Source organism: Streptomyces sp. TLI_185 (assembly GCF_003814765.1).
In the GTDB taxonomy this organism is placed as follows: Bacteria; Actinomycetota; Actinomycetes; order Streptomycetales; family Streptomycetaceae; genus Streptomyces.
Map to the genome: position 1 here is coordinate 269,028 of NZ_RKRB01000002.1, position 11,166 is coordinate 280,193.

Annotated in this window: 7 protein-coding genes and 1 pseudogene; 5 read left to right on the forward strand and 3 right to left on the reverse strand. The window is 70.6% G+C overall.

The window, feature by feature from the left end; genetic code table 11:
- Nucleotides 1-8 precede the first annotated feature (8 nt).
- On the forward strand, nucleotides 9-3,125 hold the full coding sequence (locus EDD92_RS49565) for a non-ribosomal peptide synthetase (protein WP_123971051.1): 3,117 nt from the start codon (nucleotides 9-11) through the stop codon (nucleotides 3,123-3,125).
- Between the two features lie 111 nt (nucleotides 3,126-3,236).
- Nucleotides 3,237-4,739: an NAD(P)/FAD-dependent oxidoreductase gene (locus EDD92_RS49570; RefSeq protein WP_123971052.1), complete on the forward strand. Its 1,503-nt coding sequence runs from the start codon at nucleotides 3,237-3,239 to the stop codon at nucleotides 4,737-4,739.
- Between the two features lie 397 nt (nucleotides 4,740-5,136).
- Here the strand turns inward: EDD92_RS49570 and EDD92_RS49575 are convergent, their stop codons facing one another.
- Nucleotides 5,137-6,306 carry a cutinase family protein gene (locus tag EDD92_RS49575; RefSeq protein WP_185124539.1) on the reverse strand — a complete coding sequence of 390 codons (1,170 nt, stop codon included), beginning with the start codon at nucleotides 6,304-6,306 and terminating at the stop codon, nucleotides 5,137-5,139.
- A 988-nt stretch (nucleotides 6,307-7,294) separates the two neighbouring features.
- On the opposite strand from EDD92_RS49575, the gene EDD92_RS49580 reads away from it, so the two are divergent.
- Both EDD92_RS49580 and EDD92_RS50400 read left to right on the forward strand, forming a co-directional pair.
- Complete coding sequence (locus EDD92_RS49580; protein ID WP_123971054.1) at nucleotides 7,295-7,510, forward strand: hypothetical protein; 216 nt, start codon at nucleotides 7,295-7,297, stop codon at nucleotides 7,508-7,510.
- Between the two features lie 119 nt (nucleotides 7,511-7,629).
- Complete coding sequence (locus tag EDD92_RS50400) at nucleotides 7,630-8,232, forward strand: hypothetical protein (RefSeq protein WP_185124540.1); 603 nt, start codon at nucleotides 7,630-7,632, stop codon at nucleotides 8,230-8,232.
- A gap of 109 nt (nucleotides 8,233-8,341) precedes the next feature.
- On the opposite strand, the gene EDD92_RS49590 is transcribed toward EDD92_RS50400, so the two are convergent.
- Nucleotides 8,342-8,914: a dihydrofolate reductase family protein gene (locus tag EDD92_RS49590; protein ID WP_123971055.1), complete on the reverse strand. Its 573-nt coding sequence runs from the start codon at nucleotides 8,912-8,914 to the stop codon at nucleotides 8,342-8,344.
- A 390-nt stretch (nucleotides 8,915-9,304) separates the two neighbouring features.
- Between EDD92_RS49590 and EDD92_RS49595 the strand changes: the two genes are divergently transcribed.
- Nucleotides 9,305-9,754: a spore-associated protein A gene (locus EDD92_RS49595; RefSeq protein WP_123971056.1), complete on the forward strand. Its 450-nt coding sequence runs from the start codon at nucleotides 9,305-9,307 to the stop codon at nucleotides 9,752-9,754.
- Between the two features lie 1,188 nt (nucleotides 9,755-10,942).
- Here EDD92_RS49595 and EDD92_RS49610 read toward each other — a convergent pair.
- Nucleotides 10,943-11,107, reverse strand: a pseudogene (locus tag EDD92_RS49610) (DEAD/DEAH box helicase family protein); the annotation flags it as partial.
- Between the last annotated feature and the right edge of the window lie 59 nt (nucleotides 11,108-11,166).

The window sequence follows — 11,166 nt, forward strand, 5'->3', positions numbered from 1 at the left end:
GGTCAGTCATGATCCTCACCAGCTACGACCCCGAACCGGGCGGCGCCGGAAACGTCTACCACGAGATCGAGGGGCACTGGGACGTGGCGCGGCTGGAGGCGGCGCTGCGCACCGTGGTGGCGCGGCATCCGGCGCTGCGCACCACGTTCGCCTCCGACGGGTGCCAGGTGGTGCACGACGACGTACCGGTGCACATCCGGGTCCGGGACCTGCGGCAACTGCCGCGCCGGGCACGCGACCAGGCGCGGGCCGCCTACCGGGAGCGCGCCTCGCACCGGGTCGCCCCACCGGACCGGGCGCCGTCGGTGCACGTCGAGGTGAGCATCCTGGCCGACGACCGGATGGTGCTGCACGTCAACCATGACCGGCTGACCATGGACGCTGGCAGCATGTTCCTGTTCTTCCGGGAATGGTGGCGGGCCTACCAGGGCGACGCCCCCACGGAGGCGGAGACCGCGTTCTCCGGCGAGGTCGCGGAACCGGAGGGCCCCCGGGACGACGCCGAGGCCCAGCGCTCCCTGGCCTTCTGGCGCGAACGGCTCGACGACCTCGCGCTCGCCCCCGACCTGCCGCTGGCCCCCAATCCCCCGGTGGCCCGGCCGCGGTTCACGCAGCGTCAGGTACGGCTGACCGCCGGGCGCTGGGCCGCGTTCAAGGCGCACGCGCTCCGCCTGGGCATCACGCCGAGCGCGGCGCTGCTGACCGCCTACGGCCAGGTGCTGGCGTACTGGGGCGGCGGCGAGCGGTTCACGATCGCCACGACGGTGGAGCGCACCGCCGGGAGTCTCCTGCCGCCCCGCGGCGCGATCGGCGGCTTCTCGGACGTCCTGCCCGTCGAGGTCGCCATCGACCCGGCGGCCACGTTCGCGCAGCGCTGTGCGCCGGTGCAGCAGCGGATGCGCGCCGCCGCGGAGCACGGGCACGCCTTCGGCGCCGCGTCGCGCCAGGCGGCCGCGTCCGGCACCGCGTACCCGCAGGCGCCGTACGCGTTCACCTCCGCCATCGGGCACGAGCGCTCCGGCCTCGACGGAGCCGCGCTCGAGCTGTTCGGCCGGGAGGTCTTCTCGGTCGGCCAGGCTCCGCGGACCCACCTCGACGTCTTCGCGATGGAGCAGGCGGGCGACCTGGTCGTGCGGGTCGACTTGGCGGACCGGCTGTTCCCGGCCGGGCTTCCGGCCGCCCTGGTCGCCGGCTTCCAGCAGCTGCTGGACCAGCTCTGCGACGCGGCGGGCTGGACGGAGACCACGCACGACCTGCTGCCCGAGGACCAGCGGCGGCGGCGGGCCGAGACCAACGACACCGCGGCGCCGCTGGCCACGCGCATGCTGTGGGAGGACGCCGTCGCACAGGCCGCGGCGCGTCCCGACGCCCCGGCGGTGATCACCACGGGCGGCGTCGTGAGTTACGGCGGACTGCTCCACCGCGCGCAGGGCGCCGCCGCGTGGCTGCGGGAGCGCGGGGTCGGCCGCGGCGACCTGGTCGGGCTGGTCATGCGGCGCGGGCCGGAGCAGATCATCGGCATTCTGGCCTCGTTGCTCGCCGGGGCCGCGTATCTGCCGGTCGACGCGGACCTGCCCGACGAGCGACGCGCGTACCTGCTCCGCGACGGCGGGGCGCGGTGCGTGCTCACCAACGTGCCCGCCAACGAGCCCGGCAGCGGCGCGCCCGGTACGGAGCCGGACACGCTGCTGCTCGACGCGGCGCGGCCGGTGGTGCCCGTCGAGCCGGTGGAGCCGGCCGCCGGGGCGACCACCGACGACCTCGCGTACGTGCTCTACACCTCCGGTACCACCGGACAGCCCAAGGGCGTGATGGTCAGTCACCGCAACGTCGCGAACGTGGTCGCCGACTGCACGGCCCGGTTCGGCGTCGACGCCACGGACCGCTTCTTCGGCATCAGCGCGTTCAATTTCGACCTGTCCGTGTACGACGTGTTCGGCGCGCTGTCGGTCGGCGCGGCGATCGTGCTGCCGGACGCGGACCGGGCGGCGGATCCCGCCCACTGGCTGGACCTCTGCGCGGAGCACCGCGTGACGGTGTGGAACTCGGTGCCGGCGATCATGGCGATGCTGAGCGAGGAGGCCGAGTCGGCGCCGGGCCGGATCGGCGCGCTGCGGCTGGTCATGATGAGCGGCGACCGGATCCCGCCGGAGTTCCCCGCAGCGCTCCTCCGGCTCAAGCCCGACCTCGAGGTCGTCTCGCTGGGCGGCCCGACCGAGACGACGATCTGGAACATCCTCCACCCGGTGGACGCCGAGGACGACGGCAGTCGGCCGGTGCCGTACGGGCGGCCGAACCGCAACAACACCGCCCACGTCCGCGGCCCCGAGGGCTGGGACCGACCGGACTGGGTGGCCGGAGAGATCTGGGCCGGTGGCACCGGCGTGGCCCAGGGCTACCACGGCGACCCCGCGCGCACCGCGGACCGCTTCGCGGACGGGCTGTACCGCACCGGTGACCTGGGCCGATTCCTGCCGGACGGGTCGATCGAGATTCTCGGCCGCAGCGACTTCCAGATCAAGGTCAACGGCTACCGGATCGAGGCGGGCGAGGTCGAGACGCGGCTGACGGCCCTGCCTGAGATCCAGCAGGCCGTCGTGGTCCGACAGGCCGGGACGTACGGCGACCGCCTGGCGGCCCACCTGGTCCCGGCCGGTGCGAACCGCCCCGGACTGGACGAGCTGCGCGGGCGGCTGGCTGTGCACCTGCCCGGCTACATGATCCCGACCGTGGTGGTCTGGCACGACGCGCTGCCGCTCACCCGCAACGGCAAGGTCGACCGCGGCCGGCTCACCGCGATCCAGCCGGAGCCGCCGACACCCGCCGAATCGGCCGCTCCGGCCGCCCCGGCGGTCCCGGTGGTCCCGGCGGAGCCCACGCCAGCGGATGGGCTCCCGGCGGGCGGGTCCGTGGAGGCCGAGCTGGCGGACGTGTGGTCCCGCATCCTGCGCGTGCCCCCGGTCACGCCGGAGACGGACCTGTACGACCTCGGCGCCGACTCGCTGACCGCCATCCGGCTCCTCAGCGAGGTGCGCAAGCGCTTCGGCGTGACCATCCCGCTGGCCCAGGTGCACGAGGTCCGCACCGTGCGCACGATGGCGGCCCGCGTGCGATCGGGCGGGTGAGCGCGTAGCCGCCGACTTTCCCGGTCGGCCGGCCGGTCGGTCGGCCGGGAACGTCGCGCTCGAACGGCTTGTATCGGATCAACCTCGGATCAACTTCGGATCGGAGATGATGTGGGCGACAACGACATCGACGCGGTCGTGGTCGGCTCCGGCCCGAACGGGCTCGCGGCCGCCCTGGTCCTGGCCGCCGCCGGGCTGCGGGTCCAGGTCCACGAGGCGGCCGACAGCGTGGGCGGCGGCGTCCGCACGCGGGAACTGACCCTGCCGGGATACCGTCACGACGTCTGCTCGGCGGTGCACCCGATGGCCGTCGCGTCCCCGTTCTTCCGCGCCTTCGATCTGGCCTCCCAGGGTGTCCGGATGGCCTGGCCGGAGGCGTCGTACGCCCACCCGCTGGACAGCGGCCGGGCCGCGGTGGCGTGGCATGACCTGGACCGTACCGCCGCCGGGTTGGGACCGGACGGATCCAGTTGGTCCCGCCTGCTCCGCCCGCTGGTCGATCGGACGGAACCGCTGGTGGAGGCGGCGATGTCCGACCTGCGCGGGATCCCCCCGCAGGTGACGGCCCTCGCACGCCTCGGGCTGCGCGTCACCGAACAGGCGTCGCCGTGGTGGAACGCCCGGTTCCGCGGCGATCTCGCCCCCGCCCTGCTGACGGGCGTCGCGTGCCACTCGATCGCGCCGCCGCGCACGCTCGCCTCGGCCGGCGTGGGCCTCCTCCTCGGGTCGCTCGCCCATTCCGTCGGCTGGCCGCTGCCGATCGGCGGCAGCCAGGCCATCGTCGACGCGATGGTGGGGCAGCTGACCGAGCACGGTGGCCGCATCGTCACCGGCCACCGGGTACGGTCGCTCGATGAACTGCCACCCGCGCGGGCCGTTCTCCTGGACGTCGCACCGGGTGCCCTGCTGGAGATCGCGGGCCCACGACTGCCCGAGCGGTACCTCCGTCAACTGAGCGGCTTCCGGCACGGCGGCGCGGCGTGCAAGGTGGACTTCGCCCTGTCCGGTCCGGTGCCGTGGTCCGCACCGGACTGCGCGAAGGCGGGCACCTTGCACCTGGTGGGTTCACGCGCCGAGGCGGTACGGGCGGAGTCCGACGTGGCGGCCGGCCGGCACGCCGAGCGTCCGTTCGTGCTGGCCGTACAACCGGGGGTGGTGGACCCAGGGCGTGCCCCTGCCGGACGGCATGTGCTCTGGACCTACGCCCACGTACCGAACGGGTCCACCAGGGACGTCAGCGAACAGATCAAGCAACAGGTGGAACGGTTCGCCCCCGGCTTCCGGGACCTGATCCTCGCCGAGCACGTCGTCACCGCGGCCGAGCAGGGCCTGCACAACCCCAACTACGTGGGCGGGGACATCTCCGGCGGCGCGACGACCGCCTGGCAACTGGTGATGCGACCGGCCGCCCGCTGGGACCCCTACCGGACACCGCTCCCGGGCGTTTACCTGTGCTCCGCCTCCACCCCACCGGGCCAGGCGGTGCACGGGATGTGCGGAGTGCACGCCGCGCGGCGTGCACTGCGCGACCGCTTCGGCGTGCGGTCGGACCCCTTGCGGCTGGTCGCCGAGGCGTACGGCGGCGGGACGAACACGGCGGCGGCCGACCGGTAGTGACCGGGTTCAGACATCTACGTGGTGGAAAACCCCGGAACCGCGACCGCACGGTCACCGTCGTTTGCAAGCTAAGAAGTTGCGTCGGGGGACGGGATGGGTTCGGTGACGTCCGATGCGGGGTCTGTCCGTCTCCACCACTGTTCATCCTTGTCCGTTTTACCGATCACTGCAGCGGTCGCATCGCCTCTGACGTGTGAGAACACGTCGCGTGGGTGTTGGTGACGTCAGGATGGCTGTGTGGATGCGCTTTCCAGCCGGGGGCGGTTGAGGATCTCCTCGCGCCGCTGGAGTGTCCCGGCGCGTTCCCCGAACCCCGCGTCTCGCACGACGCGGGGTTCCGAACGTCCAGCCACGACGCGCCGGCAGGCGAAGTGTGCTGGTTCAAGCGAAGCGTTTAGCGGTGCGCTGCTGACGCTGGTGGGCCGCCGGGCAGGTCGTTGCAGTCCGGGACGCCCGGCATCCACGCGGGGCCCGTGAGGAAGATGTTGCTGATCCAGCCACCCTGTTGCGGCAGGTACGACCAGGCGTCGTTGCTGTAGATCCCGTACGTCACCAGTTGTGCGTGTTCCTGGCAGTGCACATAGACCGTGGTGGGCTCGGGGATCGTCGTCACGATCGGAGCGTCCGTGGTCGGCTGGGCGCGGACGTTGACGTTGGTGGCCCAGACCTGTTCGGGCGTGTCCGGCGGCGGGTGTACGACGTTGCGCTGCTGGACGGCCGCGGTGACGGCCTTCGTGGCGACGTCCGAGGCCACCGCGGCGGCCTTTTCGCGGTCCGTCCCGCTGGTGTTGTTGGTGTAGGTGCTGTACTTGATGTGCGGGGCGTCCTCACCGAAGGCTGTGTTGCCGAAGTCCTGGAGCCAGCGGTTCTTCCACTCGTCGCTGCCGGGGTAGGCGGACTCGTTGCAGACCAGGTCGTCGCTGCGGCATACGTCGTAGTAGCGGCCGGAGGTGATGAAGCCGGCGAAGACCCCGGGGACGTCCTGGCGTTGCATGAGTCCACCGCGTCCGACGTCAGAGGGGACCCGGTTGTAGCCCTGGTCGATGGTGAGCATCTGGCCGTCCTGGTCCATGCCGATCTGGCTGTTGCTGCGGGACGCATCTCCGACGTTGACGATCGCCCCGACAGCGTCCGAGACGGACTTGTTGCCGGTCACCGCCGGGTCATTGATGGCGTTCTTGTTCACCTGCGCGCCCTGCGAGTAGCCGAGCATGATGACGGTCGGCTTGTTGGGGCAGTTGGCGTAGAAGGTGAGGTCCTTGACCGCCTCGTCGTGGCCCTTGCGGACCGAGTCCGCATAGTCGTCGGGGCCGGGGTCGTAGCCGATCAGATCGATGATCCACTGCGGCAGGTCAATGGCCGATGCCGGGTAGTTGAGGTTCCGGACGTCGATGTCTGCCGCCGCGACGTTGTTCCTGCCGAGGGCCGTCTTCAGCGCCCCGATGTAGGTGTCGTTGACGCCGGTGGTCCCGTAGGGGTGCCCGGCGTCGGTGAATTCCGCGGTCCCGTAGGCGGAAAGGATCACCCACGGCTTGTCGCAGTTGAGCGGGGGCTGTGGGGGCACGGGGCCGGGATACTGGGCCTGCGCCTGAGGAGCGTTGCCCACGGAAAGCGCCATGGTCAACGCGGAGAGCCCGGCGACTATGGCCGCGCCTAAGCGCCTCCGTGATCGGTTCGGCGGTCGGAATTTCCGTCGTCTTTCAGCAATCGCATGCATGGCGACCCCTTCGGGTTGCTGGTTCAGGCTTTATCCCTACTCACTGCGTGTTGTGCTGCACCCGTCGAAGGTAGGAGGGGTGCGTCCGCTGCCGTAGTGCGGCATGGCATAGATGCACGTAAATCTCACAAGGGTCACGCACCTGCAACTCCCGCTCCACGTACCAAAATTGGGTGTAATCAGGGAGTAATGCACGTCGCGGCCTGCTGGTGATCGCGCTCACCGGCGACATGGCTGACTGGCCTGGGTCTCCGCAGTACGGCGGGACGCAACCTGTATGACTGGCACGAACGTTCCACGTTCACGTCCGGGCAGCAATGACTTCGAACCTGCTCGAAATGACTCGACAATGAGCCCCCTTCGGCATCGTCGTTCCAGAGCGAGGACAACTCCGGTGATCGACGTCCATCTCCGTGCGCGACTAAGGTCACCTCACACGTGACCAGCGGATTTCCTCCCGTCGTGGGGTACTGAACCGACTTCCGCCCATGAGCCGGCACCGTCAGCGCCCCCGTTCAGCACGCCCGCCGCTGTGCCTCCACCCGTCGTCCTCACACCGCCTCAGGCAGTGCCCGCCAGCAGCAGCGCGCCCCCCCAAGTGATCGGTCCCGCGGCCGGCTTCCGCCGCGCCTGCTGGCCCGATGGTCGTGAGAGGTGAGAGCCGTGTTGCTTGATCCGCCATCGTGGTCCGGCAGGCCGCAGGGGCTGCCGCACTGGCCCTACGTCCAGGCTGTCGACGAGGCCCTCACGGCCCGGGGTATTGCGCCGGGCATCGTCCGGGCCGATGTCCGCTCCCGCCAGCGGGGCCTGACCGGCTATATGCGGCTGGGGTGGGATGCCGGCCGGGTCGGCGGCGGCCTGGGGGGGCCTTCGGCTGCAGTGGGAGGAGCGCCGGGGCTGGTTCTACGCCCTGCCCGGGCTGGGCGGCGTGCACGACGTCCTGCTGCACACGGTGCTCTCCCCGATCGAGACCATCTACGCGGTGCCGGAGGATCTGGCCGCTGTGGCACAGGAGTTGGTGCGTCATCGGCGGCTGCCCGAGGCGCGCTAGCGGCGGGAGTGGGACGGTGCCGAGCAGGCCCGCGCGGACTCCATGGATTTCCGCCGCAACGTCTTGGGCCTTTCCCGGCCGGGTTCAGGATGGGAGCGGAGATCACGGAGGGGGAGGGCGTGCAGCTGACCATCGACACCCAGGCCGACACCTACGAGCAGGCGATCGCGGCCGTGCAGGCCGCCTACGGGCTCAACCCGGCCCTCGTGGCGAGCAGTTGGCCCACCGCCCCTGCGCTCGAACCCCGGCCGGGCCCGGAATCCCTCAGCAGCAGCGACATGTGGGAGGGCTGGACGGAGCGGCTGCTGTTCGACACCGTCGTCGCTGTGATGCCCGGCGCCCGCGCCGTGCTGCGCCGCCTCGTCGAAGTCGGCGGCACCGCCTCCTACGACGACATCCGCGAGCACTTCATCCACCACCCTGAGACACCGATCGCGCAGGGGAGGATCGGCGGGGTGCTGACCAGTATCCGCGCGGTACGCCGCAGGATCGGCCCCGACAACAACACCCGCGTGCTCCAGCTCGACGACCGCATCCGCGTCTACCGGATCGAACCCGCCCTGGTGGAGGGCCTCAAGCGGGCCTTCGACCTCGCCGACGCCCGCCCCGACCTCCTGCGCCAGGAGCCCGTCCGCTCGCGAGCGGCCGGGGCATGTCCTGGCCCAGGCTGCGTTCGATTGCCAGAAGCTGTTTCAGATCCGCAGATCAGTGACGTTCCATGAAGCTTGTGCAACTTGAAGTTGCTGATCACGGGGTTGGTGCGGATCGTTGATCGCGTACTCGTGCTGGTTACGGGCGATTGCCCACGCTCAATATCGTCTGCCCGTGCGCTCAGCGACGGACGCGGTAGCGGATGTGGGTGGCCTGCGGTGTGTCGATCACCCGGACGATCTCCAACTCGATCTCTGACGGCAACACGTCGAACAGCCGATGGCCACGCCCGAGAAGCACCGGTATCTGATGGATCTGCACCTCATCCAGCACCCCGGCCTCGAGCGCCCGCTGCGCCGTGTACGCGCCACGCACCTGCACGTCTTTGCCTCCGGCTGCGGCCTTGGCCTGTGCCATTGCGCTCTCGATCCCATCGGTCACGTACGTCACCAGTGGATAGCCCCAGCGGGCGGCCGGGCCGGGCGGGCGGTGGCTGGGCACAAAGATCGGGAGACCGCCGTGATCACCACCCCAGTGATCCATGAGCTCGGCAGTCCGCCGTCCCGCGAGCACCGCACCGGCCGCATTCCATTCGTCCTGGAATTGCGCAGCCGGCCCGGACGGCTGGCCGGACTCCCCGTCAGGGTCGGCCCACTTATGCAGCCGCTCGCCGTCGTCGCCGCCGAGGAAATCGTCGGTGTCGGCGACGTACCCGTCGACTGACACCGACATGTCGAGCACTGATCTAGACACTTCGACCTCCTGTGGTCTTCCTCCAGACTGGTTTCACTGCATGTAGACCTGGCGTGGCGGCCTTACTCATCGGCCTGACAGACGATCTTCACCACAGGCACCCGCCCGCGACCAGCCAAGGAGACGACCACCCACCCACACCAGCCCCGATGACCAGCCGTTTTCAAGAGCACAATGCTCCATGAGGGGTGGGGCTGGGGCCTCACAGGCTCGCGCGGGCGTGCAGCACTCGGGCAGAGCGGCGTGCACGAAGGAGATCACCGGCCGCGCACGGTGACAGGACAGTGACAAAAGTGACCACAACTTCCCCCCGGGGCGACCGGTCTCCTCTCGTGTGCGGCAAGCACCGCATGCCGAGCACTACTTGACCACCGACCACGGGGGAACACCATGAAGTCTTCGCGTCACCTCACCGCAGCCGCCGTCCTGGCCACCGTCGCGCTCGGCGGAGCCGTCGCCCTGGGCGCTCCGGCCGGCGCGGCGCCCCGCACCGCCACCGTCGCCGCCGCGGCGGGAGCCGCCTACAACGGTGTCTGCGGCTCCGGCTACACCGTCATCGACTCCACGCCGGTCGAGGACAAGGGCACCGTCTACGTCACCTACAACAAGTCGACCGGCAAGAACTGCGCGGTCACCATCCGCAACAACGCCTCCGGTGCACCGGTGTCGATGGCCGTGACGCTGGGCATCGACGCGGGCCGCGGCGCCCCGTACGTCGTGGACAACGGCTTCTACACGACGTACGCCGGTCCCGTGTACCTGGACGCCCGAGGCCAGTGCATCCTCTGGCTCGGCGCCATCGACGGCGCGCTGGGCAACGGGCACGGTCACTGCGGCTGAGTCCGCGCGGGTTAGCGCACCCGCGACGGGTGCCGGCCGCCAGCGGTGCGGCTCGGCGTCCGCGCCGACGCCCGCGCAACCGTCGGGCAGCACCACCCGGTTGTTGCCCGAGGCGCGGCCGCGAGGCCCTTAGCCGAAAAGGTCCGCAAAGGACATCGGGACCGTAGCCCACGCCACTGACACACCCCCAGACACGAGCGCCTGCCTCGCAGCCAAGGAAAACCGGAACTTCCACCCGCAGGCGCCCTGTGGTGGGCGCTACCTGCGCCGGAATGGTCACGTGTGCTCGCCTGGGTGGCGCCCCGTTACCACGCCCTACGAGCCACCCGCACCACCCTGCGGCCGGCGCCCGCACGGCCCGGCCGCAAGCTCGGCCCGATCGCGGAGGATCTCAGCAGCGCCCACCGCGCCTGGCTGGGACCGATGCGCGAGACCTATCTCCACAAGAGCCGGGAGTGGGTGCAACGGTGTACCGAAAGGACTGCCCTGACCACGTCGCATGCGGCCCCTCCGTTGGACCACCGAGCGTTCCGTGAGCTCATGGAGGGCTGCTACAGCCTCTACGCCCAGGTCTTCCTCGAGGACGAACAGCGCGACACCGCGGTCTCCGACACCTTCGACATCCTGTGGCTGCGCTGGAAACGATGTGCTCGCGTGTCCGAGCCCCGCAGCGCCCTGGTCCTTGCCTGCGTGCTGCAACTGACCGACACCGACGAGGGAGCACGCTTTTGGTGGCAGTACGCCGCCGGCGCCGGCCAGGCCGCCGCCTACTGCCTACGTCCAACCCCCGCCCGAGCCGCCCGCCCAGGACATCCCGAGCCCGGACACCGAAGCCCCAGACGCCTGGCACCCGGCAGAGCACCGGATCACCAGCCTCCACCACCACGATCCTGCGGATCCTGCGCCACCTGGCGGAAAAACAGCGCCCGACCCCGCTCCGCTGCCATCACCGAACTCATGGCCTACGTCCCCGCCGTCGCCGTCGGCTACCTCCGCCAGCCCGAGATGGACCTGCCCACACCCGGCGCCGACTCCGCACCCTGCTCGCCACAGCCGCCAACCGGCCCGACGTCATCAACACCCTCCCCGCCCGCCCGGATTCACGCGAGCGCACCCCCCCGCGATGTTGATACGACAGGCTCACGAGCTGCCCCTCAGCAAGAGTTAGAACGGATCGACGACGCCCCACAACCGCTTGGCCGATGCGGCGGCGATGATGGTCTTCCCCGTGCCACACGCGGCGTGCACCTGCCCGCGCAGACCATTCCAGTGAATACCGCCCGGCGGGATGTCGAGGCCGCGCACAATGGCGGCTACGGCCTCGATCTGGTGGTCACGCAGTTTCACGGCCATGTCCCGTGGTCTCCTTTTCGCGGAATGTGGCACGCAATCCTAAAAGAGAGCACCGGAGC

Bases quoted from the DNA above. Each gene is read 5' to 3' on its own strand.
- EDD92_RS49595 (WP_123971056.1), top strand. From the start codon at position 9,305: ATGAAGTCTTCGCGTCACCTCACCGCAGCCGCCGTCCTGGCCACCGTC.
- EDD92_RS49580 (WP_123971054.1), top strand. From the start codon at position 7,295: ATGCCGGCCGGGTCGGCGGCGGCCTGGGGGGGCCTTCGGCTGCAGTGG.
- EDD92_RS49565 (WP_123971051.1), top strand. From the start codon at position 9: ATGATCCTCACCAGCTACGACCCCGAACCGGGCGGCGCCGGAAACGTC.